The 23,209-nt window shown below is 66.7% G+C and carries 23 protein-coding genes; 11 read left to right on the top strand and 12 right to left on the bottom strand.

The window, feature by feature from the left end; genetic code table 11:
• Positions 1 to 56: 56 nt before the first annotated feature.
• From F6X39_RS23420 to rpe, 6 genes are all read left to right on the top strand, one after another.
• The gene (locus tag F6X39_RS23420) at positions 57 to 485 is read left to right on the top strand and encodes a ribulose bisphosphate carboxylase small subunit (protein WP_027195078.1); all 429 of its coding nucleotides are present in this window, start codon (positions 57 to 59) and stop codon (positions 483 to 485) included.
• A 51-nt stretch (positions 486 to 536) separates the two neighbouring features.
• Positions 537 to 1,529, top strand: coding sequence for a CbbX protein (gene cbbX, locus F6X39_RS23415; protein ID WP_187618296.1), 993 nt, complete (start codon positions 537 to 539; stop codon positions 1,527 to 1,529).
• A 27-nt stretch (positions 1,530 to 1,556) separates the two neighbouring features.
• Positions 1,557 to 2,660 carry a class 1 fructose-bisphosphatase gene (locus tag F6X39_RS23410; protein ID WP_187618295.1) on the top strand — a complete coding sequence of 368 codons (1,104 nt, stop codon included), beginning with the start codon at positions 1,557 to 1,559 and terminating at the stop codon, positions 2,658 to 2,660.
• A 55-nt stretch (positions 2,661 to 2,715) separates the two neighbouring features.
• On the top strand, positions 2,716 to 3,588 hold the full coding sequence (locus tag F6X39_RS23405) for a phosphoribulokinase (RefSeq protein WP_187618294.1): 873 nt from the start codon (positions 2,716 to 2,718) through the stop codon (positions 3,586 to 3,588).
• Between the two features lie 199 nt (positions 3,589 to 3,787).
• Complete coding sequence (gene fba, locus F6X39_RS23400; RefSeq protein WP_187618293.1) at positions 3,788 to 4,825, top strand: class II fructose-bisphosphate aldolase; 1,038 nt, start codon at positions 3,788 to 3,790, stop codon at positions 4,823 to 4,825.
• Between the two features lie 22 nt (positions 4,826 to 4,847).
• Entirely contained in the window at positions 4,848 to 5,555 is a 708-nt protein-coding gene (gene rpe, locus F6X39_RS23395) for a ribulose-phosphate 3-epimerase (RefSeq protein ID WP_187618292.1), read from the top strand.
• 13 nt (positions 5,556 to 5,568) lie between these two features.
• Here rpe and F6X39_RS23390 read toward each other — a convergent pair whose 3' ends face one another.
• Genes F6X39_RS23390 through F6X39_RS23380 form a run of 3 tightly spaced genes read right to left on the bottom strand, consistent with a single transcriptional unit; the run spans position 5,569 to position 9,610 of the window.
• Positions 5,569 to 6,951 carry a DUF6513 domain-containing protein gene (locus F6X39_RS23390; protein ID WP_187618291.1) on the bottom strand — a complete coding sequence of 461 codons (1,383 nt, stop codon included), beginning with the start codon at positions 6,949 to 6,951 and terminating at the stop codon, positions 5,569 to 5,571.
• Complete coding sequence (locus F6X39_RS23385) at positions 6,930 to 7,559, bottom strand: flavoprotein (protein WP_187618290.1); 630 nt, start codon at positions 7,557 to 7,559, stop codon at positions 6,930 to 6,932. The genes F6X39_RS23390 and F6X39_RS23385 overlap by 22 nt, the downstream gene beginning before the upstream one ends.
• Positions 7,556 to 9,610, bottom strand: coding sequence for a sigma-54-dependent Fis family transcriptional regulator (locus F6X39_RS23380; RefSeq protein WP_187618289.1), 2,055 nt, complete (start codon positions 9,608 to 9,610; stop codon positions 7,556 to 7,558). Before F6X39_RS23380 ends, F6X39_RS23385 begins: the two co-directional genes overlap by 4 nt.
• A gap of 388 nt (positions 9,611 to 9,998) precedes the next feature.
• On the opposite strand from F6X39_RS23380, the gene F6X39_RS23375 reads away from it, so the two are divergent.
• Positions 9,999 to 10,505 (top strand): dihydroneopterin aldolase, encoded by a 507-nt coding sequence (locus tag F6X39_RS23375; protein WP_187618288.1) that lies wholly within the window; start codon positions 9,999 to 10,001, stop codon positions 10,503 to 10,505.
• Positions 10,506 to 10,626: 121 nt separating this feature from the next.
• Here the strand turns inward: F6X39_RS23375 and F6X39_RS23370 are convergent, their stop codons facing one another.
• The 9 genes from F6X39_RS23370 to F6X39_RS23330 all read right to left on the bottom strand — a co-directional run bounded on the left by F6X39_RS23370 (position 10,627) and on the right by F6X39_RS23330 (position 18,677).
• Positions 10,627 to 11,004: a hypothetical protein gene (locus F6X39_RS23370; protein WP_090809084.1), complete on the bottom strand. Its 378-nt coding sequence runs from the start codon at positions 11,002 to 11,004 to the stop codon at positions 10,627 to 10,629.
• A gap of 137 nt (positions 11,005 to 11,141) precedes the next feature.
• Complete coding sequence (gene fae / locus F6X39_RS23365; RefSeq protein ID WP_090809086.1) at positions 11,142 to 11,651, bottom strand: formaldehyde-activating enzyme; 510 nt, start codon at positions 11,649 to 11,651, stop codon at positions 11,142 to 11,144.
• Positions 11,652 to 11,835: 184 nt separating this feature from the next.
• Positions 11,836 to 12,738, bottom strand: coding sequence for a triphosphoribosyl-dephospho-CoA synthase (locus tag F6X39_RS23360; RefSeq protein ID WP_187618287.1), 903 nt, complete (start codon positions 12,736 to 12,738; stop codon positions 11,836 to 11,838).
• A 5-nt stretch (positions 12,739 to 12,743) separates the two neighbouring features.
• Positions 12,744 to 13,715, bottom strand: coding sequence for a RimK family alpha-L-glutamate ligase (locus tag F6X39_RS23355; RefSeq protein WP_187618286.1), 972 nt, complete (start codon positions 13,713 to 13,715; stop codon positions 12,744 to 12,746).
• Complete coding sequence (gene mch, locus F6X39_RS23350; protein ID WP_262414785.1) at positions 13,712 to 14,752, bottom strand: methenyltetrahydromethanopterin cyclohydrolase; 1,041 nt, start codon at positions 14,750 to 14,752, stop codon at positions 13,712 to 13,714. Before mch ends, F6X39_RS23355 begins: the two co-directional genes overlap by 4 nt.
• Complete coding sequence (locus tag F6X39_RS23345; protein WP_187618285.1) at positions 14,715 to 15,938, bottom strand: ATP-grasp domain-containing protein; 1,224 nt, start codon at positions 15,936 to 15,938, stop codon at positions 14,715 to 14,717. The genes mch and F6X39_RS23345 overlap by 38 nt, the downstream gene beginning before the upstream one ends.
• Before the next feature lie 11 nt (positions 15,939 to 15,949).
• Entirely contained in the window at positions 15,950 to 16,876 is a 927-nt protein-coding gene (locus F6X39_RS23340; RefSeq protein WP_187618284.1) for an NAD(P)-dependent methylenetetrahydromethanopterin dehydrogenase, read from the bottom strand.
• Positions 16,877 to 16,978: 102 nt separating this feature from the next.
• A complete protein-coding gene (locus tag F6X39_RS23335) occupies positions 16,979 to 18,004 on the bottom strand; it encodes a beta-ribofuranosylaminobenzene 5'-phosphate synthase family protein (RefSeq protein ID WP_090810411.1) in 1,026 nt (341 codons plus the stop codon).
• A gap of 274 nt (positions 18,005 to 18,278) precedes the next feature.
• The gene (locus tag F6X39_RS23330) at positions 18,279 to 18,677 is read right to left on the bottom strand and encodes a 4a-hydroxytetrahydrobiopterin dehydratase (protein ID WP_090809095.1); all 399 of its coding nucleotides are present in this window, start codon (positions 18,675 to 18,677) and stop codon (positions 18,279 to 18,281) included.
• Between the two features lie 418 nt (positions 18,678 to 19,095).
• On the opposite strand from F6X39_RS23330, the gene F6X39_RS23325 reads away from it, so the two are divergent.
• The 4 genes from F6X39_RS23325 to F6X39_RS23310 all read left to right on the top strand — a co-directional run bounded on the left by F6X39_RS23325 (position 19,096) and on the right by F6X39_RS23310 (position 23,208).
• Positions 19,096 to 20,913: a methanol/ethanol family PQQ-dependent dehydrogenase gene (locus F6X39_RS23325; RefSeq protein ID WP_187618283.1), complete on the top strand. Its 1,818-nt coding sequence runs from the start codon at positions 19,096 to 19,098 to the stop codon at positions 20,911 to 20,913.
• Between the two features lie 165 nt (positions 20,914 to 21,078).
• Positions 21,079 to 21,498 carry a c-type cytochrome gene (locus F6X39_RS23320; protein ID WP_187618282.1) on the top strand — a complete coding sequence of 140 codons (420 nt, stop codon included), beginning with the start codon at positions 21,079 to 21,081 and terminating at the stop codon, positions 21,496 to 21,498.
• 31 nt (positions 21,499 to 21,529) lie between these two features.
• Positions 21,530 to 22,441 carry a substrate-binding domain-containing protein gene (locus F6X39_RS23315; protein ID WP_184039159.1) on the top strand — a complete coding sequence of 304 codons (912 nt, stop codon included), beginning with the start codon at positions 21,530 to 21,532 and terminating at the stop codon, positions 22,439 to 22,441.
• Complete coding sequence (locus F6X39_RS23310) at positions 22,438 to 23,208, top strand: hypothetical protein (RefSeq protein WP_187618281.1); 771 nt, start codon at positions 22,438 to 22,440, stop codon at positions 23,206 to 23,208. The genes F6X39_RS23315 and F6X39_RS23310 overlap by 4 nt, the downstream gene beginning before the upstream one ends.
• Position 23,209: the final 1 nt, after the last annotated feature.

Below are 23,209 nucleotides of genomic sequence, written 5' to 3'. Positions count from 1 at the left end.
CGCGCGGGGCACCGTTGACGCGGTTCCGAACGCGACATCCATCCACGAGGTTCGTCATGCGTATTACTCAAGGAACGTTTTCTTTTCTGCCCGAGCTGACCGACGAGGAAATCGGCCTGCAGATCGACTACGCGCTGCGCCAGGGCTGGGCCTGTTCGGTCGAATTCACCGACGACCCGCATCCGCGCAACACCTACTGGGAAATGTGGGGTCTGCCGATGTTCGACCTGCACGACGCGGCCGGCGTGTTGCAGGAGGTCAGGGCTTGCCGCGAGGCGCGGCCGCAGCACTACATCAAGGTCAACGCGTTCGACTCGGTGCGCACCTTCGAGACGATGCGCCTGTCGTTCATCGTCAACCGGCCGGACGTGGAGCCGGGCTTCCGACTGTTGCGGCAGGACGCGCAGGGGCGCACGCAGCGCTACAGCATGACGGGCTACGCGGGCGACCGGCCAGCGGGCGAGCGTTATGGCGCGGCGGGCTGACGCCGCTGATCGCGCAACAACGCACACGACGACCCGCAGCGAGGAGGAACCATGACAGACGCCGCCACCGTGGACGCACTGCCCGCGTCCACCGCGCACAGCGACGCCGCCGCGCCCCACATCGACCTCGCGGCGCTGTACCGCGACTCCGGCATCGGCGACGTGCTCGGCGAACTCGATCGCGATCTGGTCGGGCTCGCGCCCGTGAAAACGCGCATTCGCGAGGTCGCCGCGCATCTGCTGGTCGAGCGCGCGCGGGCTTCGCTGGGTCTCGCGGGCGGCGCGCCGACCTTGCATATGTGCTTCTCCGGCAACCCGGGCACCGGCAAGACGACGGTTGCGCTGCGCATGGCGGAAGTGTTGCACCGGCTTGGCTACATTCGCCGCAATCATCTGGTGTCGGTCACACGCGACGATCTGGTCGGCCAGTACATCGGCCACACCGCGCCGAAGACGCGCGATGTGCTCAAGCGCGCGATGGGCGGCGTGCTGTTCATCGACGAAGCGTATTACCTGTATCGCCCGGAGAACGAGCGCGACTACGGGCAGGAAGCGATCGAAATCCTGTTGCAGACGATGGAGAACCAGCGTAGCGACCTGGTCGTGATTCTGGCCGGCTACGCGTCGCGAATGGAAGTGTTCTTCGAGAGCAATCCGGGTTTCCGCTCGCGCATCGCGCATCACATTACGTTTCCCGATTACGAGGAAACGGAGTTGCTCGAAATCGCCGAACGGATGCTCGGCACCATGCATTACCGCTTCGATGCCGCGTCGCGCCGCGCGTTCGCCGACTATCTGGCGCGCCGCATCCGCCAGCCGAATTTCGCCAACGCGCGCTCGGTGCGCAACGCGCTCGACCGCGCGCGGCTGCGCCAGGCGAACCGCCTGTTCGCGAGCGCCTTGCAAGGCGGTGAGCCGATCGACGCCGCCACGCTGACGCTGATCGATGCCGCCGACGTGCGCGCGAGCCGCGTGTTCGACGCGCCGCCGCAGTCCTCGCAATCGCCTTCCACCGCGCGCGCCGTCACGGCGCCGCCGGGCTGAATCACGACACCATCGACGGAGAACGCCATGCAGGACGGACGCACGACACTTTCGAAGTTCCTGATCGACACGCTCGATCGCCCGCCGTGTACGGACGACACGCGCGACACTGCAGGACTCTCCGCGCTGCTGATCGACGTAGCGGCGGCCATCAAGTCGATCTCGGCGATGCTGACCAAGGGCGCGCTAGGCGGCAACTACGGTTCCGCGCAAACGCTCAACACGCACGGCGAGCAACAGAAGAAGCTCGACGTCTCGACCAACGAGATCTTCGTGCAGCAATGCGAGTGGGATGGCTTGCTGGCCGCGATGGTGTCCGAGGAAATGGAGCACGTCTACGCGATTCCGCCGGACTATCCGCGCGGCGAGTATCTGCTCGCGTTCGATCCGCTCGACGGCTCGTCGAATATCGACATCAACGGCGTGGTCGGCTCGATCTTCTCGGTGCTGCGCACGCGCGATCCGGCAGAGAATGCAACCAGCGAAGCCGCGTTCCTGCGGCCGGGCTGCGAACAGGTCGCGGCCGGCTATGCCGTGTATGGACCGTCGACCATGCTGGTGCTGTCGGTCGGCAATGGCACGCATGGCTTCACACTGGAGCGCGACATCGGCAACTTCGTGCTCACGCATTCGAACATCCGGATTCCGGAGGAAACCGGCGAGTTCGCGATCAACGCATCGAACGAGCGCTTCTGGGAGCCGCCCGTGCGCCGCTACGTGCAGGAGTGCAAGGATGGCCGCAGCGGTTGCCGCGCGCGCGACTTCAACATGCGCTGGATCGCGTCGATGGTCGCGGAAGTGCATCGCATCCTGATGCGCGGCGGCGTGTTCATGTATCCGCGCGACTCGAAAACACCGGCGATGGAAGGGCGCCTGCGCCTGCTCTACGAAGCGAACCCGATGAGCTTCCTGGTCGAGCAGGCGGGCGGCCTCGCGATGACCGGCCGGGAACGCATTCTCGACGTTGCGCCGCGTGCGCTGCATGGCCGCGTGCCGGTGATTCTCGGCTCGAAGAACGAGGTCGAGCGCATTGCGCGCTATCACGGCGAATACGACCGCGGCGAGGACAAGCCGTTCACGTCGCCGCTGTTCGGCACGCGCTCGTTGTTCCTGCCGGATTTCACGGCGTGATCAGCGACTGACGGCGCGCTCAGCGCACAGAACACAGTCATCCGGAGACAAACGCATGTCAGTCAAACATCCGATCATCGCGGTGACCGGCTCGAGCGGCGCCGGCACCACCACCGTCATGAAGAGTTTCACGCATATCTTCAGACGCGAGCACATCAATGCGCAGATCGTCGAAGGCGACGCGTTCCATCGCTACGACCGCAACGGCATGCGCGCGGCGATGCAGGAGCGCGAACGCGACGGTGTGCCGAATTTCAGCCACTTCGGGCCGGAAGCGAATCTGCTCGAAGAACTCGAAATGCTGTTCACGCGCTACGGCGAAAACGGCAGCGGGCAGTTTCGCCACTACGTGCACGACGCGGGCGAAGCGCAACTGTACAAGCAGGACGGCGGCACCTTCACGCCGTGGGAGGGGGTCGCGCCCAATACCGACCTGATGTTCTACGAAGGGCTGCATGGCGCAGCGGTGACCGACAGGGTCGATATCGCGCGGCATGCGGATCTGCTGATCGGCGTCGTGCCGATCATCAACCTCGAATGGATCCAGAAACTGCACCGCGATCAGACGATGCGCGGCTACACGCACGAAGCGGTGGTCGACACGATCTTGCGGCGCATGCCCGACTACGTGAACTACATCTGCCCGCAGTTCTCGCGCACGCATGTGAACTTCCAGCGCGTGCCGACCGTGGACACGTCGAATCCGTTTACCGCCCGCGAGATTCCGCAACCGGACGAGAGCTTCGTCGTGATCCGCTTCGCGCGGCCGAAGGGTATCGACTTCCAGTATCTGCTGACGATGCTGCACGACTCGTTCATGTCGCGCCCGAACGTGATCGTCGTGCCGGGCGGCAAGATGGGACTCGCGATGCAGCTGATCTTCACGCCGATGATCCTGCAACTGATCGACCGACGCTCGCGCGCCTGAGCGGTACCGGACGGATATCGAGGTTCATTTCGCAAGGAGAGATCCGATGAGTGCAGTCGCGCAACCGCTTGGCGCACCCGCCACGCGCTCATTTCGGGCTGAACGCGCAGGCGGTGATCGACGAAGCGCGGCGCGTCGCGGACCACGCGCGTTGAGCCCGCCGTTCGCCAAGATTTCATTTCATATCGAGGAGCACGCAATGGCCTTCATCACCCTGCGGCAACTGCTGGATCACGCGGCCGAACACGACTACGGCGTGCCCGCGTTCAACGTCAACAACATGGAGCAGATTCACGCGATCATGCGCGCGGCCGAGGCCACCGATAGCCCGGTGATCCTGCAGGCGTCGGCCGGTGCGCGCAAGTACGCCGGCGAGCCGTATCTGCGCCATCTGGTGCTCGCCGCGCTCGAAGCGCACCCGGACATTCCGCTCGTGCTGCATCAGGATCACGGCGCGAGCCCCGCGGTGTGTCAGCAGGCGATCCGCTCGGGCTTCACGTCGGTGATGATGGACGGCTCGCTGCTGCCCGATCAGAAAACCCCCGCCGCGTACGATTACAACGTCAACGTGAGCCGGCGCGTGGTGGACGCCGCGCATGCGGTCGGCGTGTCGGTGGAAGGCGAACTGGGCTGTCTCGGTTCGCTCGAAACCGGCACGGCAGGCGAAGAGGACGGCGTCGGCGCACAAGGCAAGCTCACACGCGAGCACCTGCTGACCGATCCGGATGAAGCGCGGCGCTTCGTCGACGCGACCGGCGTCGATGCGCTCGCGATCGCGATCGGCACGTCGCACGGCGCGTACAAGTTCAGCCGCGAGCCGACCGGCGACATCCTCGCGATCGACCGGATCGCCGATATCCATGCGCGCATCCCGAACACGCATCTGGTGATGCACGGTTCGTCGTCGGTGCCGCAGGAATGGCTCGCGGTGATCCGCGAATATGGCGGCGAGATTCCGACCACCTACGGCGTGCCCGTCGACGAAATCCGCCGCGGCATCGCGCACGGCGTGCGCAAGGTCAACATCGACACCGACATCCGTCTCGCGATGAGCGGCGCGATGCGCAGGTCGCTCGCCAACGCGCGCGCGGAGTTCGATCCGCGCGCGGCATTGAAGGCCGCCACCGCCGCGGCGAGCGCGATCTGCGTCGAGCGATTCGAGGCGTTCGGTTGCGCGGGGCAGGCGGCGCGCATCAAGCCGCTGCCGCTCGATACGATGGCGAGCCGCTACCACTAACGCCACTGCCACGGAGAACGCAATGCGCCAATTCCTGATTGCTCCGTCGCTGCTGTCGGCGGATTTTGCCCGGCTCGCCGACGAGATTCGCGACGTGACGGCGGCCGGCGCGGACTGGATTCATCTGGACGTGATGGACAACCACTACGTGCCGAACCTGACGGTCGGCCCACTCGTGTGCTCGGCGATCCGGCCGTACACGACGCTGCCGTTCGACGTGCATCTGATGACCGCGCCCGTCGATCCGCTGGTGTCGGCGTTTGCCGAGGCCGGCGCGAACCTGATCAGTTTTCATCCGGAGGCGACGCTGCACGTGCATCGGACCATCGATCTGATCCGCTCGCACGGTGCGCGCGCGGGGCTGGCGCTGAATCCGGCGACGCCGCTCGCGGCGCTCGATCACGTGCTGGAGATGCTCGACGTCGTGCTGGTGATGTCGGTGAATCCGGGCTTCGGCGGCCAGGCATTCATCGCCGAAACGCTCGACAAGCTGCGGCTGTTGCGCGAGCGCGTCGACACGACGATGCAGCGCACCGGGCGGCCCTTGCTGATCGAAGTGGACGGCGGCGTGAAGGCGTCGAACATCGCGCGTGTCGCCACGGCGGGCGCGGACGTGTTCGTTGCCGGGTCGGCCGTGTTCGGTGCGGGCGATCGCGCGCAGGCGATCCGCGGCATGCGCGGCGAACTGGCTACTGTCGACGAACCCGCGGGGGTGGCCGCCATGCAGTGATGGCGCTGCTGTTTCAGCGCTTTTTCATCGTCTCGCCCGGCGCGCACCATGCGCTGAGATCTTCTTCAGGCCGGTCGACCGCGCAGCCCCAGTCGAGCGGCTGGTCCTGATCGAAGCGCTTGCCGAGCCGCCATGCAATCTCGGCGCGCGCAAGCTGCACGCCCATATAGAACGCATGGCCGCCGTCTGTTTCGAGGTTCAACTGCGGGTACAGCGCGAACGGATCGTCGCCGCGACGATGGCCGTCGCGGTTGTACACGTGAATGCCGTCGGCGCTGATCTGCACGCGGAAATTCGGGTCACGCACGCCGCGCGCGAATTCGTCGATTTCTTCGGCACTGTACGGAAACGGCCGTTTTGCGTGGACCGTCGCGAGTTCGGTGCTGATGCCCTTCGGCAGCACCTGCGCATCGCGCGCGGCATGCATCACGCGGCGCGCGACATCGGCTTCGCGCAACGCGCGCCGCGCATGCTGGCTCACCGACGTCGCCAGCACCGCGCCAACGCGCAATTCAGCCGCCATGCCGAGCAGCACCGCGTTGATGCCGCTCGTGTCGGCCTCGGTCAGTTCGGTCACGTTGCCGATGCCCATCATGATCGCGATGTCGGGATAGCGCTCGCGCAAACGCACATAGCGCGCAATCGACGCGGCCAGCCCGAACGGAATCGGATCGAGAATCGGATCGGCGAGAAACGCGCGGCCGCGCGCGGACAGCGCGTCGATCGCGGCGTCGAGCGAAGCGGGGTCGGCCGGTTCGCGCGCGACGAGGATCGGCGTCGCCGGCACTTCGTCGGCGATCCATAGCGTGTCGAGGTTCAGGCTCATCAGATAGTCGGCGCCCGCGCGGCCGCCGCGCAGCAGTTCGTCGTTGCGCATCGAATCGACGCTGACGCGATAGCCCTCGGCCTTCAGCCGCCGCACCGCGTCTTCGAGAAGCGGAAACGGCGTGTCCGGCAGACAGCCGATGTCGATCACGTCCGCGCCTTGGGCCGCATACTCGCGCGCCCTTGCCGCGATGCCGTCGAGGTCGAGGCGCGGCGCATCGACGATCTCCGCGAAAATCTCCGTGTCGTAGCGGCTCAGATCGAACGGCTTCGCCTTGCGGCCGAAAAATTGCGGCAAGTCCTTGACCTCCTCGGGACCGCGTTCGAACGGTACGCCGTAGTGCGCGCCCAGCGCGTCGAGATCGCCACGGCAGCGGCCCGGCACGATCACGCGCTGCGCGGCGAGCGGCGCGCTCACGCGGCGCTGGATCAGGTCGGCGGTCATCAATGCGGCCACTTGCAGGCCGATTTCGCGCACCTCCCAACTGAACGGCGTCGGCGCCATGCCGTCGAGCACGCGCCGCAGGCTCGGTTCGGCAAGCCGGCCGGTCAGGAAGAGGAGGTGGTCCATGCGAGGTCGAGGGTCGCGAGGCGTTGGGTGAGCGCCGCTTCGAGTTCGTCGAGCGAGCGCGCGAGCGTCGTGTATTCGAAGCGCGCCAGACGCTCGACGTTGTCGAGTTCGATCGCCCGTGGCCGCAGTTCGACCCATTCGTCCGGGCTATGCGTGATCACGCTCGGTTCGGTGTCGCACGCAAAGACGATGCCGGGGATGCATTGCTTGCCGGCCTGCGCGTACATATTGGTCGGCAGCGTATCCGAGATGCCGTAAGCACATTTGGCGACCGTGTTGCTGGTGGCGGGTGCGATCACGACCGTGTGATAGATGCCGTGATACAGCATGCCGACCGGCACGCCGCTCGCGCTGTTGTCGCGCAGTACGCGAAAGTGTTCGCGCAGCTTGTCGAGCGACCAGCCATAAAGCGGCAGCACTTCCTCGGCCGCCGCGGACAGAAACAGATCGACGCGCGGCAAGCGCCGCGCGAGCGCGATCGATTCTTCCAGCATATGACCGGAGCCGGTCACGCACCACGCGAAGTGCGCATCCGGCTTGAAGTCGGCGAGATCGCGGGCGCCCTTGCGGGCAGACTCGCTGGAGGACCTGAGGGACGACCCGGTCATGCGTCGAGATCGAACGGCATGCCGTCGGCCGGCGAGCCTTCATGCGACAGCCGGATGTGCAGCCGGCGCATCTTGCGATACAGCGTATTGCGGCTGATGCCGAGCGCCTTCGCGACGTTGCTGACGTTCCAGCGGTGCTCGTCGAGCAGCGACAGCACCGTTTCGCGCTCGTTCAGCTGGATCGCGTTCAGCGAAGAAATGTCCGCTTCGTCGGCGAGATGCCCGTCCATGTCCGCGTTCGCGAGGCGCAGCGCGATCGGCAGGTCGACCGCCGACGTGCGTTGCGTGACCTCGGGCGGCAGATGCTCGCAGCGGATCGGCTCGCCGTCGGACAGCGCGATGGCCATCTGCAACACGTGACGCAGCTGACGGATGTTGCCGGGCCACGCGTAGGTCAGCAGCGCGTGTTCGGCTTCCGGCGTCAGATCGGGCGGATCGTCGGTTTCGTTCGCGAGCAGATGATGGATCAGCGGCAGCTTGTCGACGCGCTCGCGCAGCGCCGGCAGATTCAGCTCGACGCCCTTGAGCCGGTAGTACAGATCCTCGCGGAATTGCCCGCTTTGCACGAGTTCGAGCAGATTGCGGTGGCTCGCGCTGATCAGCTGGAAATTGACCTTGACGGTGGTCTCGGCGCCGAGCGGCGTGACCTCGTGTTCCTCGATCACGCGCAGCAGGCGAGCCTGCAACACGAGCGGCATGTCGCCGATCTCGTCGAGAAACAGCGTACCGCCGTTGGCCTGCACGATCTTGCCGCGCCGTCCTTCGCGCTGCGCGCCGGTAAACGCGCCCGCGCGGTAGCCGAACAGCTCGCTCTCGATCAGGTTCTCCGGCAGCGACGCGCAGTTGACCGGCACGAACAGACCGTCGGCGTGCGGGCTGATGCTATGCAACGCCTGCGCGAAGACTTCCTTGCCGGTGCCGGTCTGGCCGCGCAGCACGATCGGAATCTTGCGCTGGATCACGCGCGCGGCCAACTGGATCTGCGAGGCCATGCGCGGGTCGCCGAATTCGAGGTGCGCGATCTCGTCGAGCTTCGGCACCGGCGGATGTTTCTCGTGTTTTTCGGAGGCGCTGGCGCGCATGGCGGAGTCGGGGACGAGCACGCGCGTCACGCGCCCCGTGGCGTTTTGCGGCGTCTGCGCGACGAGGAAAAAGCGGTTTGTCGCGTTTGCGCTGTAGACGGTGACCGGATGGAACGAGCCGCGAATGCTGCGCGCGATCATGTCTTCGAGCGACGCGTTGAATGCTTCCTCGATGCGCCGGCCGCGCAGCTCGCTCAGCGAGCGGAAGCCCAGCTGGAACAGCGCGCTGCGATTCGCGGCGAGCACGGTGCTGTCGTCGCCGACCGCGAGCTTGCCGCCGTGCAGCGTGCCGACGAATTCCGGGCGGCTGTGGAAATGGATCATGTTGGCGTGCCGGTAGCGCGCATCGAGCAGACGGTTTTCGATCATCTGCCGCGACATGCCGACCAGCACCAGCGAGTGCTGCTGCAGCAGCTTCGAGCGGCTCGTGACGTCGAGCACGCCGGCGATTTCGCCGCCGTCGTCGAAGATCGGCGCGGCCGAGCACGTCAGCGACGTATAGCGCGGATAGAAATGCTCGTGCTGACAGACGGCAATGCAGTCGCGCTCCGCGAGGCAGGTGCCCATGCCGTTGGTGCCGGCTTCGCGTTCGCTCCACAGCGCGCCGACGCGAAAGCCGTCGGCGGCGACCGCCTCGGCGAACGGCACCGACGACACCTGATGCACGATCACGCCGCCAGAATCGACGAGCACGACCGCGAGCTCGGGATCGGCCAGTTGCTGGTAGAGCGTCGTCATCTCGAGCTTCGAACACGCGATCAGATCGCCGAGCGCCTCACGGCGCGCGCTGAGTTCGTACTCCGTGAGCACCGGCGGCGGCACGAAACGCGCGGGGTCCAGCTGGAATTCGTTGATGCAGCGCGTCCACGACTGAGCTACGGGTTCGCTTGTCGGGCGCGTGGTCAACTGATGGTTGACCACGTTCAGAACTTCCCGGACGTGCGTACTGCTGTCAGCGAGCAACGACATGGGATTTGTCTCCGTTGCGTCATTTCGCAAGCGTGACTGCTTCGCACGCCGCGAATGCCGCTTTATCAAGCCTGCCTGCCCCTGGCGCGGCGGAATCTCGGTTCGCCTGCGCCCTCCCGACCGGCCCTACTACGAGGCGGGTGTTGAAAACTGTACGCCCGATGCAGGATTGGTTCAACAGAAAGTCACACTGGGTTTACCTCACTGTGCCCGGATTTTGCTTTTCTCGATGCGCGACGCGTTAAACGGGTTGCAGGTTGCATGCCTGTCGCAGCTTCGGCACAGAGTGTGCCGCGCGTCGTTCAGTTCTACTGTTCTACTGTTGCATCGTTTCGCTCGTCATCACTGGCTGTTCAATCCTGGGCCGCGCCGCGGCGGAGATCAAATCATGGATCGTTTCGATACTGTTCGCCTTGCCGCATTTTCCAGCCTCGGCGCCAATCCCGGCCCGCAAGTCGGCGCGTTGCCCGAGCGCCTCGACATCGTATTCATCGAGAATTTCATCGGCCAGACGGTCATCGGTATCGATAGCAGCGAGTTGCATGTCGCGCAACCGGTGCGTGTGAACCTGGCTATCGGCGTGCCAGCGATCCGCGCCTGCGCGACGGACCGGATCGAAGATACGGTCAACTACGCGGCCGTGCGCGGGGCGCTGCTCGAGCTGTTCGCGTCGCATCGCGTGCGGCTGCTGGAGGCGCTTGCCGAGACGATCGCGCAACTGCTGATCGCCGACTTCGGCGCGCACTGGGTGCGCGTGTCGCTCGCGAAGCCGGCCAAGTTCGCCGACCTCGCGGCCGTCGGCGTGCAGATCGAGCGGCGTCGCGGCGATGGCTCGGCGGCGGCCGTGGGTCTCGCGCGGTACGCGTCGCTGGGCGAGGGGCTGGTGCCGAATTGAGGGGCGCGCCTAGCGGGGGGCGCCTAGCCGGGGGCGCCTAGCCGGGCGCGCCGAGCCGGACGCGCCGAGCCGGACGCGCCGAGCGGGACGCGCCAAACGCCCGGCGCGTTTCAGGCCGTGGTCATTTCGCCACGGTCGACGTCTTCTGCGGACCGAGTCCGCAGGCCTGATATGCGCTGGTTTGCAGCGCGCGGAAGCGCTTGGTTTGCGCTTTAGCGTGGTCGACGCGGAATTCCGCGCCGCCTTCGCCGCCTAGCGTCGCGTACTTCGAGAAGGTCGACTGGTCGACGAATTCGTCGTACGGCAACGACGCGGCCATCTTGTCGATCACGCACGAGCACTTGTAGACGTTCGCGAAATCGTGGCCGTTATCGTCCATGCAGCTGAGCACGTATTCGACGCGACCCTCGGTCGGATAGTTGTAGCCGCCCGCCCACGCGAGCGGCGCGGCGAGCAGGAGCGAGGTAAAGGCGAGAAGCGCGCGACATCTGTTGGTCATTGAATGCCTCTGCGAGAGCATTGAGCCTGCTTCGCGAACCGCTGCGCGAGATGCGTGCCTTGCGGCCGCGAGGCGACGGGATGCGCGAGGAGGCGGGGCCGGCTACGGCGCCGCGTCTCCTGCGCTTGCATGCGCCGTCAGTTCGGCGCGAACGGATGCGCGACGCTGCCCTTCTTCGCCAGCACTTCAGCCGCGCTCGGGTCGCCGCTGACCGCGCGCTTGATGGCCTCGCGCGTCGCCTGATAGTTGAACTGCTGGATCTTCTTGTCGTCCTCGGCCTGCCAGTGAATGAACACGCCGACGCAGAGGAACAGGTCGTCGGCTTCTTCCTGCGGGATCGTGCCGTCCTCGACACTGTCGGCCACCGCGAGCGCGACCGCGTGCTGCGCCGGGCCGAACATCTGCACGGCCTGCTTGGCGCCTTTGATCGTCACCTTGTTGAACAGGATCGTATTGGGCTTCGTGATGAGATTGGGCGCGACGACGGCGAGCAGCGACGTGAAGCCGTCCTTGTTGTTGGTGAGCGCGTTGCAGAACGCGGTTTCCGCAGCCGAACCTCGCGGTCCGATCAGCAAGTCGATGTGCGCGACCTCGTTGCCGTCGCCGACGAGCGACTCACCGATCATGACGCGGTTGATCTTGGCCATTCTGTTCCTCCAAAAGAGTAGGTATGGACCTGCTGACGAGGCGCCGCCCGCGATCGTCCAGATCAGCATCGCGAGAGCGGTGCGGGAATGCACGGCGGTACTAACTAACAGGTTCCGTGCCAGTTGTTGCTCAGGGCCTGCTGAAGCGGCTGTTCGGGTCTTCTTCAGTCCAGACGATTCAGGGTTAACCGCGCCCTTCGACGCAGCGCGCAAGAAACAGCGTGGCCACCGCGAGGTCCGCGCTGGTGCCGGGATTGATCGCGCGGGCCTTCAACTCGGCATCCCAGGCACCGAGTTGCGGATCGCCCGCCGGGCGGCGCGCGGCGGGTCGCGCCTGGCGCCAGCGCGCGTGCTGTTCGCGTGCCACGAGCGTGACACTCTGCGCCAGCGCGAGGCCGTGCTTGCGCACAATGTGAGAGTCGGGCCAGCCGCCGAGGAACGTGAGAAACACGTTGAGCATCGCGATTTCGCCTGGATCGGCGGGCGCGGGTTCGGGCGTTGGTCTCGAGGCTTCGAAGTAGGCGGCGAGGCCGGTGTCGAACAGGTCGGCGAAACCGTTCGCGTACTGCCGCGCGATGCTGTCGCGTTCGCTGGCGAGCCGCATCGCGTCGCGCAGGCCGATCGTCGGCGGTGCGTGGACCGATTGCTCGGGTGCGTCGCCGAGGCCGCCGGGATTGGCGAGCGCGATCGCGCGGTAAGCAAGCCGAGCGTCTTCGACGTCGAGCCGGCTCAGCACGTCGCCGACGGCCCCGCGCCACGCTTGCGCCGACACCGGCGGTTCGCCGGTTTCGTCGAGGGCCGCGGCGAGCGGCGCGACCAGCAGCACGATGCCGAGATTCGTATTGCAGCCGACGGCCGCGCGCGTGCGCGTGACCGCGTCGAGAATGCGCTGTCCGACGCGCTCGCCGCGCGCGAATAGCGCATCGAGCGACGCGTCCGCGCTGGCGAGGAACTGGGCCGCGTGCATGCCGTGGCCGGGGCTTTGGGTGCTGACGTTGCCGGGTTTCGGCGTGGTGACGTCGAGCGCGCAGGCTTCGAGGAAGGCCGCGCGCGCGTGCTCGACGGGAATCGCATGAATGTCGGGCATCGCGCTCAAGCCCGGCGCTGCGCAGACTGCTCAGGCAACCCCGCGCTAGCGGCTTGCTCGGCCAGCCTGCGATCGAGCAGGTCGTCGACGAGCGCCGCCGCGACATCGAGCGGCACGACCGACTGCAAACCGCGCCACGCGGCCACGCCGTTGACTTCGAGCACGAGGGGCAGCGCGGCGTCGTCGGCATTCGGGATCAGGTCAACGCCCGCGTAGTCGAGCCCGAGCGCGGCGGTTGCGCGCACTGCCGTCTGTGCGAGCGGGACCGTCAGCTCGGCGGGCTCGCAGCGCGCGCCTTGCGCGACGTTGTGAATCCAGCCCTTGCCGCCGCTGCGCCGCATCGCCGCGACCGCCTTGCCGCCGATCACCAGCACGCGCCAGTCGAAACCGGGCCGGTCGCTCGCGACGAAGCGCTGCAGATAAGCGACCTGCCGATAACGCGCAAGCGACGGCAATGGCGCGAGCAGCCCGCCGCGCGCGCCGAGCCGTTTGAGCCCGTGGCCTTGCGAGCCGAACAGCGGCTTGAGCACGACCTGGCGGCCGGCGGCCGCTTCGCGCATCAGTACGCGTTGCGCGAACGCGGCGGATTCGCCGGCCCAGGTGGCCGGTGTCGGCACGCCCGCGCGATGCAGCAGGAAGCTCGTCATCGACTTGTCGACGCTGCGCTCGATCGCGCGCGCGTCGTTGTACACCGGCACGCCCGATTCACGCAGCGCGTGCAGGATGCCGAGCCGCAGCGTCACCTGCTCGAAGCTGCCGCCGGCGATGCCGCGTACGAACACCGCGTCCGGCAGCGTGCGGCCGAAGCCCGGGATCGCGAGGCCGTGCGGCAGCCACGTGGTGTCGATGCGGCAATTCGCGAGATCGACGCAACGCGCCTCGGCGCCGCGCGCGCGGAACGCCTTTTTCAGCCGGCCGGTGTGCCAGCCGGTTTCGTCGGTCATGATCGCGATGCGCACGCCTGATGTGATCATCATCGCGCGACGGACTCGCCGCCCCACTGTTTGCGCAGCAGGCCGCCGTCGAGCCGGCCGCCATGATAGGTCGCGCCGCTTTCGAGGCTGCTGACCCACACCTCGGCGGGCGCGAACAGCGCGGGATCGATCTGATAGAAGTCGAAGTTGACGGCCGTGAAGACCTCCGCGAACGGCCGGCCGTAGTCGCGCGAATTGGCGGAGGGGAGGGTGTCGGCGAGACGTTGCGCGATCTCGTCGTGCTGGACGCTCAGGTGCACGCGGCCGCCGTACAGGATCGCGTCGTTGGTGCGGCCCATCGCCTGAATGCCGTCGGGCGCGGGCGGCGGCAGCGGCGCCGAGCCCGTCCCCGCGACGATCTCATCGAGCGGCACGCCGAGCACGTGCACCTTGTGCAGCGCAACTTCGACGACGCGGGCGACGACCTGTACCGTTCCCGCGACAGAGTGTGTCGGCGTGACGATCAGCGTCAGGTGTTCGGGCGCGAGGCCGCAATCGTGCAGCACCTTGTCGATCACGACCTGCGGCGGCAGGCGGTCCACTTCGAGCACCAGCGCGCCGCGCTCGTGGCGGTCGCGATAGCCGAGTTCGTCGAATAGCGGCTCCTTGACCGCGAGCGCGCGCGCGGGCCCCGAGCCGAGCGAAAAGAATTTCTTGCCGCCGGTCTGCTCCCTGGTCGCCGACAGGCTCCAGCCCGCGTACTGGCTGCCGAGACAGGCGAGCACCGGCGACGACGTGCTGACCTCGAGCATCGTCGGCCACAGCGGCGCGGCGTCGAAGTTCGCGCGTACCGCGACGCGGCCGAGACCGCCCATGCAGATGCGTGCGATCAGCACGCCGGCGTCGAGGCCGCCGCGCGCATCGACGCCGGCGTCGGCGATCACGGTGCCATCGCGCGTGCGCGTCAGTGCGACGCCGAGCTGTGCCGCTTGATCGACGAGCCGTGCTACGAGGCGCTCTGAAAGCGCGTTCACGCTCGGCAACGCGGCGGGCGGGGAAGTCTCAGCTGTGGGCGTGGAGGCAGGCATGGTCGGGTTCATCGCAGGTTTCGATTCGTTGGACGACGCGTTCGTGCTGCGCGTCGAGCGCGGTGAGCACCGCGTCCACCGATGCCGCTCGCGCGTGCAGCGTGCAGACCGGCTGCCCTGCGTCGATGCGGGTGCCCGGCATCGGCACGTCGCGGCATTGCGGATCGCGCAGGCAGGCGTCCGAGAACGCGGCCGGGACGCTGAACGGCCGCTGCGCGAACAGCACGCGCTGACCGGCACGCCAGCGCGGCGCGCGGGCGAGCGCGAGGCTCGCGGCCGACGGCGCGCGGCCGTGGCGGCACGCGTCGAGGTGGCAGGCGAGCAGGCCGGCCGGCCATGCATCGGGCGACGCGGTTTCGTAGAGCGCCATCGTCGACGAAGGGCGCGGGTTGATTTCGAGCACGTCGAACGAGGTGCCGTCCGACAGGAAGTCGCAGCTGTTGATGCCGATGAGGCCGGTGTTTGCGCACAGCGCGTCGAGCGCTTGCTGCACGCGCGCGATGAACGCTGGCGGCAAGTCGATCGGCCCGATCGAGCCCGCATGCACGAAGCGCAGATCGCCGATCGCGCAGGTGAATTGCTCGGCGAAACCGATCAGATGCGCGCTGCCGTGCGCGCCGATGAAAAGCGCCGACAGCGAGCGGCCCTGGCCGATGCGCTGGAAGTAGCCGTGCGCGGAGTCGGTCGTCAAATGGAACGAGTCGGCCGCCTCGATATGCGTACCGCCACAACCATCCGCCTGCTTGAACAGCCAGCCCTCGGCCGTCGCGGGCCGCTCGAACGACACAGCCGGGTGCGCAATCCGCAACGCGTCGAGCAGCGCGAAAAAACGCCGCGGCTCGCGCACGCCCGCGATCGCCTCGGCAGCGTTGCCGAGAAAGCGCGGCAAGCCGGATTCGCGGCACAACTGAGGCATCAAAGGTTCGAGCCCGCTGCCGGCGATCCAGCCAAGCAAACCCGGCAAGCGCGCGACACGCGCAAGCGCATCGACGAGCCGCGCCCGGTCGATCCCGAGCGCGCCATCACCACGGCCGATGTCGAACCATAGCTCGGCGGCCTCGCGCGTGTCGCGGTCGCCGAAGATATCGAGCGCGGCGACATGCAGGCCGGCGCGCGCCGCGGACTGCGCGAGCAAGCGCGCGGACTGCCCGACGACCGCGACCAACGGCGCATGCATGAGCGGGCGGTGCGACTTCATGACGACCGCGCTCAGCCGAGACCGGCCGCGACCGCGCGGGCCTCGTCGTAGGCTTCCGGGAAGCCCAGGTAGACCGGCTTACCACCCGTGCGCATGCGCACGAAGAGGCGATGCTCGACCTGATATTTGACGTTGCCGATCGCCAGCGCGCCGATGCCGACCGCGCCCGCGTTTGGCACGCCGTCGATCGGCTTGCCGTCGTTCATGACGTTCACGCCGGCGATCCCTTCGGGCGGCACCGCGTTGACGTCGGCGGCGACGAGCAGGCGCTTCGCATGCACGAGGTCGTCCCTGCCGACCACCTGCGCGCCCGCGACGGCGGTGGCGAGCACGATTTCCGCGTCGGCGAGCGCGCCGCGCAGTTCGTCGGGCGTCGTGGCGCTGATGCCGTTCGTGAAGATGCCGAAGCGCTCGTTGACTTCGGCCGAGGCCCCGAGCGCGCGATTGCGGTCGTGGTGGCTCGCGATCGTCACGTCGGCGCCGCGCGACGCGGCGATCGCCGCCGCGATGCGCCCGACCGCGCCCGTTCCGCCGAGAATCAGCACGCGCTTGCCGCCCAGCTCCACGCCGTGCTGTTTGCCCAGATGCCGCTCGACCAGCGCGACGAGCGCGGCCGCGGTCGTGTACGAACCGCTCGGATCGGCGAACACCGAGACCTCGAACGGCGGGACCATCGCGCGGCGCGCGGTGTCGAGCATGTCGGCGGCCTGCATCACGTCCCGTCCGCCGATGAAGATGCCGGTGCGCGACACCCCTTTCGGGCCGCGCGAGAAGATCGCGTCCTGCGTCAGATTCGCGACCATGCCCGCTTCGACGTTGCAATACGGCACGATGACCTGATAGCCGGCGTCGGCGGCCATGTTGACGTCGAACGGACTCATCTGTGGCGTGGCCGTGAACATGTGCAGGATGTAGGGCCTTTCAAGGGTTTCTGACATGGCGGGGCTCGTTTTAGTGGCAATCTCGGGGACGGCGCAAGGCAAGGCCGCGCCGCGCGTGGCAGTGCCTTATGTAAGCGGCGGCCTGAGCGGTGCAGCGCATCATGCGGCGTCGATGTGCGGCGCGCGCGCCTCGGCGCCGCTGATCGCCGCGCCGCTATTACGGCCCGCGACGACGCTGCATTCGATATGCGGCAGCGCGCTCGCGACGGCGCGCGCGGTCGCGAGCGCGCGGTCGGCCTCGCGCGCGCTCGCGAGCACCGCGAAGCCAGTCGGGCCCCACGAGGTCTGGCCGATGCCGGCGGTGCGTTCGGCGGCGACCGCGCGCAGTACATGCTCGACGTCGGGACTCGCGAACACGCCGCCTTGCGCGCTCGCGAAATATTCGCCGATGGTCTGCTGCAGCTCGGTGAGGCCGTGCGCGAACGGCGCGAAGTTATGTTCGGCGGCGCCGGGCAGGATCTGCATCAGCACCAGATGGCACAGATGCGCGGCGAGCCGCTGCGGAAACGGCGCGAGCGATGCGAGCGCGCTGCGTTCCTCGGTACCGTGCAAGCCCTCGCGGCTGTTGTCGCTGACGAGCAGCACGCGCCACGGCTGCGGAAAAGGCTGGCGCGACAGCAGCGGCGGCATGCTCTGGCGCAGATCGCCGGGCGGGCCGCCATCGAGCAGCAGGCCGCCGCACTCGAAGCCGAGTATGCCGATGCCGGAGCGGGCGCCGCGCCCGAGCAGACTCGCGAGCTCGGCGCTCCGCGCCGGCTGGCCGACGAGGCGCGCGAACGCGGTGCCGACCGCCAGCGCCAGCTGCGTGCCGGAGCCGAGGCCGGTGTGCGCGCGCGGCGCCTCCAGCACGTCGATCGCGAGTGTCGCCGGCCCATAGGCAGCCTGCAGCCGCGCGAGACTCAGCGCGATGCGCTCGCGCTCGGCCTCGCTGACCACGCCGCCGATCTGCTCGCGTTCGGCGAGCCGCGCTTCGATCCGCGTGCCGTGCGTATCGATGACGAGCCCCAGGCTGCCGAACGCACGCCCGAGCGACGCGTTCGGATCGAGAAAGCCCAGATGCAGCCGCGCGGGCGCATCGATCGTGATGGGGGCGCGTGGCGGCAGGCGGCGGAGCTGAAGCGGCATCTCGAGTGTCCTCAGGTGTCCTTGCGGGTGCGCAAGACCGGGTTCGGCCGCGGGGCGTCCGCAACGCGTCGCGGGTTCCAGCGATAAGTGCACCCGGCGACGTTAAGCGAAACCCGTACCAGGCATGCGCAACGGCCGCCGCCGCGGGTTCGGCCCATTGGAACCTCTAAACGGGCACGCCGCGCCCCACGCGGTTTCGCCACCGCATGGACGCTGTGTGACGCCGAAGGCGCACTGTGTCACGCGCTGTTTCATCCGGCGACAGGAACGCGTGTCAACTGCCTTGCGCGGGTTTGGGCGCGTCGTACTTGATATAGCGGAAGCGCTGATCGTCGGCGGGCGTGCCTTCGAGCGGGCCGTCCTCGAGGCCGGGCTGCCAGTGGACCACCGATTCGATCTTCGTCGCGAGCGCGAAGTCCTTGTCGGTGATGCCCTTGGCGCTGTGCGTCTTCAGCTTCACGGTCACGAAGGCGTACGAGACCGTCAGATCGGGGTGGTGCCAGGCGGCTTCCGCGAGGTGGCCGACGGTGTTGACCACCATCAGCGTTCCCTTCCAGCCCTCGGTGCGGTATTTGCGCCGCAGCCAGCCATCTTCCAGATACCAGTGCTGCAGCGGGCCGACGAGGCGCTGCTGGATCTCTTCGTCGGTATAGACGTGCTCGGTGTTTGCCATGGCTGTTGCTCCTCGAATGCGCGAATCGATCGCCGAACGAAGCATCGTTGCAAGTGACAGGCCCGTGCCGCGGCGTGTGATTCGCAAAGGACACGATTCGTATCACGCAAGTGACACAGTATGTGCCGCATCGCGTGACGCAGGCCCTTCAGCTTACCGCCATGCAAGCATCGGCGTGCAACGCCCGTGTGCCGCGACACGTCGCGCGTGCCGAGTCGCCGGGGCAGCGCAGCCAATAGCAGCAAACGTTGCCGCTATTCCGGCATGGAATATGCGTCGGCCGTTCATGCGTCGCGAAGCCCGACATCGAATCGGGATAGCGCGTTAATCGTTACCTGCACTCGAGAAGGCGCGCACGATGCGATGAGGTAGCGTGGGTCATTCGTGAGTTGAACAGCAGGACAATTCTGGAGGAGACATGAACTTACGCACTGTAGTTCTTGGGCTCGCGATCCTCGCATCCGCAGCCTTTGGCTCTCTGGCTGCGCAGGCCGATTCGCAGCTCGACGGGCTGATGAAAAATCCAGCCAACTGGGCGACCCAGGCGGGCGATTATGCGAATCACCGCTACAGCCCGCTCAAGCAGATCAACGAGAACAACGTCGGCAAACTGCAGGTCGCATGGACCATGTCGACCGGGGTGCTACGCGGCCATGAAGGCGCGCCGCTCGTGATCGGCGACACGATGTATGTCCACTCCCCGTTTCCGAACAAGGTCATTGCGGTCAACCTGAAGGATCAGACGTTCCTTTGGCAGTATCAGCCGAAACAGGACGAGCAGGTCGTCTCCGTGATGTGCTGCGACACCGTCAATCGCGGTCTCGCGTACGGCGACGGCAAGATCTTCCTGCAGCAGGCCGACACCAAGCTCGTCGCGCTGAACGCGAAGACGGGCGACGTGGTGTGGACCGCGCAGAACGGCAATCCGAAAGCCGGCGAAACCAACACCAATGCGCCGCACGTATTCGGCGACAAGGTGCTGACCGGGATCTCGGGCGGCGAGTTCGGCGTGCGCGGGCGTCTGATCGCGTACGACATCAAGACCGGCAAACCGGCCTGGACCGCGTACAGCACGGGCCCCGACAACGATATGCTGCTCGACCCGCAAAAGACGATGACGTACTCCAACGGCCAGATGGTGCCGGTGGGCGCGGATTCGTCGCTGAAGTCATGGAAGGGCGATCAGTGGAAGCTCGGCGGCGGCACCACGTGGGGCTGGTATGCGTGGGATCCGAAACTCAACCTTGTGTACTACGGTACCGGCAATCCGGGCACATGGAACCCGACGCAACGTCCGGGCGACAACAAATGGTCGATGTCGATCTTCGCGCGCGACCTGAATACCGGCATGGCCAAATGGGTCTACCAGATGACGCCGCACGACGAATGGGACTATGACGGCGTCAACGAAATGATCCTGTCCGATCTGACGATCAACGGCAAGCAGGTGCCCGCGATCGTGCACTTCGACCGGAACGGCTTCGGCTATACGCTCAATCGCGTAACCGGACAGCTGCTGGTCGCGCAGAAGTACGACCCGGCGGTGAACTGGGCCGACCGTGTCGACCTGCAAAGCGGCCTGCCGATTCGCAACGCGGCGTACTCGACGCAGGCGGCCGGCTCCGATCACAACGTGAAGGGCATCTGCCCGGCGGCACTCGGTTCGAAGGACCAGCAACCGGCGGCATACGATCCGAACTCGCACCTGTTCCTCGTGCCGACCAACCACGTCTGTATGGACTACGAGCCGTTCGATGTCGACTACGTGTCGGGACAGCCGTATGTCGGCGCCACGCTGTCGATGTATCCGGGCCCGAACGAGGGCAACGCGATGGGCAACTTCATCGCGTGGGATGCGAGCAAGGGCAAGATCGTCTACTCGAAGCCGGAGAGGTTCTCGGTGTGGTCGGGTGTGCTGGCGACCGGGGGCGGCATCGCGTTCTACGGCACGCTGGAAGGCTACCTGAAGGCGGTGCGTATCAAGGACGGCAAGGAACTGTGGCGCTTCAAGACGCCGTCGGGAATCATCGGCAACGTCTTCACGTATGAGTATCAGGGCAAGCAGTACGTCGGCGTGTATTCGGGCATCGGCGGCTGGGCCGGCATCGGCATGGCGGCAGGTCTGGAGAAGCCGACCGAAGGTCTGGGTGCGGTCGGCGGCTACAAAGATCTCGCGAAGTACACCGCGCTCGGCGGCACGCTGTTCGTGTTCGCGATTCCTGGCGAAAAGAGCTGAACGAACGGCTGAAATGAAAGGCTGAACCAGCGGGGCGGCTTGAACAGGCATGGCCGCCCCGTCAGCCTCGCGCCAAGCATTGAATCACCCCCAGATCGCGCCCGTTGGTGGATGCGTCGATGAAACGCATCGGGGCGCGGCTTATTCCCAGATGGAGACATGTGCATGAAAGGCCGATCTATCCTGTTGCTCACGGTGTTGCCCGCAGCGCTCGTCGTGCTGCCCGTCGGATACGCGCAGAACAATCCTTCGATTGCGCAGGTCGCGTACAAGGTGGTCGACGGCACCAAGGTGGACAGTAATACGCTGCAGGGCTGGAAGACGTGGCGCGCGCTCGCTTGCGAACGCTGCCACGGCGCGCAGCAGCAGGGCATGGTCGGGCCGTCGCTGATCGACGCGTTCAAGACGCTGGACAAGACCGAGTTTCATCGCACGGTGTTCGGCGGCCGGGTGGACAAGGGCATGCCCGATTTCAGCACGAGCCAGATGATGCAGAAGAACTGGGAAAACCTCTACGCGTACCTGAAAGGGCGCTCCGATGGACAGATCAAGCCGGGCGATCTGAAGGCCATCGACGCCAAATAACGCCGTGCCGTCATTCTTCCGGAGGCTCACGATGCGTGATAAGAGAAGCATGTCCGTGCATGTCAGCGTGATCGCGGCCGCGTTGTGCGGCGCGGCGCTCGCGAGCGCCGCGGTCCGGGCGGACGGCCCCGCGCTGCCGAATAACGACGGCGCGGACGGCGTGCTCAGGGTGTGCGCGGACCCGAACAACATGCCGTTGTCGAACGACAAGGGCGAGGGCTACGAGAACCGCATCGCGGCCCAGATGGCGAGCGACTTCGGCTACAAGCTCGAATACACGTACTTTCCGCAGCGCATGGGCTTCGTGCGCCACACGCTGCGCGAGAAGGAGGACGGCAGCGAGCGCTATCGCTGCGACCTGATCATCGGCGTGCCGAAGGGCTATGACATGACGTCGACGACGCAGCCGTATCTGCGCTCGACCTACGCAATGGTGCTGCCGAACCGCCCCGAGTTCGCGAGCATCAAGACGCCCGACGACCTGCTGAAGCTGCCGCCCGATCAACTGCACAAGCTGCGCTTCGGCATCTTTTCGCAAACCCCCGCGGTGGACTGGCTGCTCGGCCACAACCTGATCGACCAGGCGGTGTCGTACCAGGTGCAAAGCGGCGATCCGGCCGTGTACCCGGGCCAGATGATCGAACACGACCTGCGCGCAGGCAAGGTCGACGTGGTGTTCCTATGGGGGCCGATTGCCGGCTACTTCGCGAAGCGCGCCGGTGATTCGGTCAGACTCGTGCCGTTCCCGCCGGGGCCGGGCATCCGCTTCGACTACACGATTTCAATGGGCGTGCGCTACGGCGAGAAGGACTGGAAGGACAAGGTGGATCAATGGATCGGCGCGAATCACGACAAGATCGACAGCATCCTCGCGACCTACCAGGTGCCGATGCTCAAACCGGTCGACGCGCCGGCGGGCAAGCCTGGCGACGCGTCGCCATGACGCGCGCGGGCGGCGCCTGGCTGCGCGCGGCACGCGCCGCGCTGATGGGGACGCTGTGTGTGCTGTGCCTCGCGCCAGCCGTCGCGCGTGCGGCGAGTCCGGCGTCGGCGCAGGGCGGCGACGAGATCACGCCGGCCGAGCGGCTGATTTTTCTGACCGATCATCTGCACGGCGTCGCCGCGCAGACCGAACTCGACTATGCGCTGATCGATTCCGGGCAGCCGTCTCGCAGCGCCGATGTCGTCAAGGTGCTGGTGCTGAGCGAGAACAACGCGAAAGGCGACGCACAGGTGTCCGACCATAGCGGCAGCGTGAACCTGCCGATCGGCGGCCTGCAGTGCAATCCGGCAATCATTTATTTTCTCGAACACGACATCGCGGAGATGCAGGGTCTCACCGGCGGGCAGCGCCGCTATTTTCAGCAGCGTCTGCGTCTCGCGCTCGCCGCGGGGCCGCAGATCGAGAGCGTGCCGAGCGAGGTCGGCGGCAAGCCGGTCAGCGCGCGGCGCATCGTCGTGCGGCCTTATCTGAACGATCCGAACGCGGAGCGCTTCGCACAATACACGGGCAAGCGCTACACGTTCCTGCTCGCCGACGGCGTGCCGGGCCAGGTCGTGCAGATCCGCACCGACGTGCCGGGCCCCAACAACGACTTTGCGCATCCGGCGCATACGGAGTCGTTGAGCTTTCAATCGGCACTGAACAAGTTGCCCTCGGGCAAGGCGCCGGCGAAACCGTCATCGAATGCGCCGCGAGCGAGTCGCTGAA

This window comes from Paraburkholderia sp. UCT2, from assembly GCF_014397665.1.
GTDB classification, from domain to species: Bacteria; Pseudomonadota; Gammaproteobacteria; order Burkholderiales; family Burkholderiaceae; genus Paraburkholderia; species Paraburkholderia tuberum.
The sequence above is the reverse complement of the archived record's forward strand: the minus strand, read 5'-3'. Positions and strand labels throughout refer to the sequence as shown.

What these genes read in the sequence shown, in the direction of transcription:
- fba (WP_187618293.1), top strand. Translation starts at nt 3,788, where the DNA reads ATGGCCTTCATCACCCTGCGGCAACTGCTGGATCACGCGGCCGAACAC.
- fae (WP_090809086.1), bottom strand. Translation starts at nt 11,651, where the DNA reads ATGGCCAAGATCAACCGCGTCATGATCGGTGAGTCGCTCGTCGGCGAC.
- F6X39_RS23330 (WP_090809095.1), bottom strand. Translation starts at nt 18,677, where the DNA reads ATGGCAAACACCGAGCACGTCTATACCGACGAAGAGATCCAGCAGCGC.
- F6X39_RS23360 (WP_187618287.1), bottom strand. Translation starts at nt 12,738, where the DNA reads ATGCCCGACATTCATGCGATTCCCGTCGAGCACGCGCGCGCGGCCTTC.
- F6X39_RS23370 (WP_090809084.1), bottom strand. Translation starts at nt 11,004, where the DNA reads ATGACCAACAGATGTCGCGCGCTTCTCGCCTTTACCTCGCTCCTGCTC.
- F6X39_RS23390 (WP_187618291.1), bottom strand. Translation starts at nt 6,951, where the DNA reads ATGGACCACCTCCTCTTCCTGACCGGCCGGCTTGCCGAACCGAGCCTG.
- F6X39_RS23410 (WP_187618295.1), top strand. Translation starts at nt 1,557, where the DNA reads ATGCAGGACGGACGCACGACACTTTCGAAGTTCCTGATCGACACGCTC.
- F6X39_RS23355 (WP_187618286.1), bottom strand. Translation starts at nt 13,715, where the DNA reads ATGATGATCACATCAGGCGTGCGCATCGCGATCATGACCGACGAAACC.
- F6X39_RS23310 (WP_187618281.1), top strand. Translation starts at nt 22,438, where the DNA reads ATGACGCGCGCGGGCGGCGCCTGGCTGCGCGCGGCACGCGCCGCGCTG.
- mch (WP_262414785.1), bottom strand. Translation starts at nt 14,752, where the DNA reads ATGAACCCGACCATGCCTGCCTCCACGCCCACAGCTGAGACTTCCCCG.
- F6X39_RS23345 (WP_187618285.1), bottom strand. Translation starts at nt 15,938, where the DNA reads ATGAAGTCGCACCGCCCGCTCATGCATGCGCCGTTGGTCGCGGTCGTC.
- F6X39_RS23315 (WP_184039159.1), top strand. Translation starts at nt 21,530, where the DNA reads ATGCGTGATAAGAGAAGCATGTCCGTGCATGTCAGCGTGATCGCGGCC.
- F6X39_RS23405 (WP_187618294.1), top strand. Translation starts at nt 2,716, where the DNA reads ATGTCAGTCAAACATCCGATCATCGCGGTGACCGGCTCGAGCGGCGCC.
- F6X39_RS23375 (WP_187618288.1), top strand. Translation starts at nt 9,999, where the DNA reads ATGGATCGTTTCGATACTGTTCGCCTTGCCGCATTTTCCAGCCTCGGC.
- F6X39_RS23385 (WP_187618290.1), bottom strand. Translation starts at nt 7,559, where the DNA reads ATGACCGGGTCGTCCCTCAGGTCCTCCAGCGAGTCTGCCCGCAAGGGC.
- F6X39_RS23335 (WP_090810411.1), bottom strand. Translation starts at nt 18,004, where the DNA reads ATGCCGCTTCAGCTCCGCCGCCTGCCGCCACGCGCCCCCATCACGATC.
- F6X39_RS23420 (WP_027195078.1), top strand. Translation starts at nt 57, where the DNA reads ATGCGTATTACTCAAGGAACGTTTTCTTTTCTGCCCGAGCTGACCGAC.
- rpe (WP_187618292.1), top strand. Translation starts at nt 4,848, where the DNA reads ATGCGCCAATTCCTGATTGCTCCGTCGCTGCTGTCGGCGGATTTTGCC.
- F6X39_RS23340 (WP_187618284.1), bottom strand. Translation starts at nt 16,876, where the DNA reads ATGTCAGAAACCCTTGAAAGGCCCTACATCCTGCACATGTTCACGGCC.
- cbbX (WP_187618296.1), top strand. Translation starts at nt 537, where the DNA reads ATGACAGACGCCGCCACCGTGGACGCACTGCCCGCGTCCACCGCGCAC.
- F6X39_RS23320 (WP_187618282.1), top strand. Translation starts at nt 21,079, where the DNA reads ATGAAAGGCCGATCTATCCTGTTGCTCACGGTGTTGCCCGCAGCGCTC.
- F6X39_RS23380 (WP_187618289.1), bottom strand. Translation starts at nt 9,610, where the DNA reads ATGTCGTTGCTCGCTGACAGCAGTACGCACGTCCGGGAAGTTCTGAAC.
- F6X39_RS23325 (WP_187618283.1), top strand. Translation starts at nt 19,096, where the DNA reads ATGAACTTACGCACTGTAGTTCTTGGGCTCGCGATCCTCGCATCCGCA.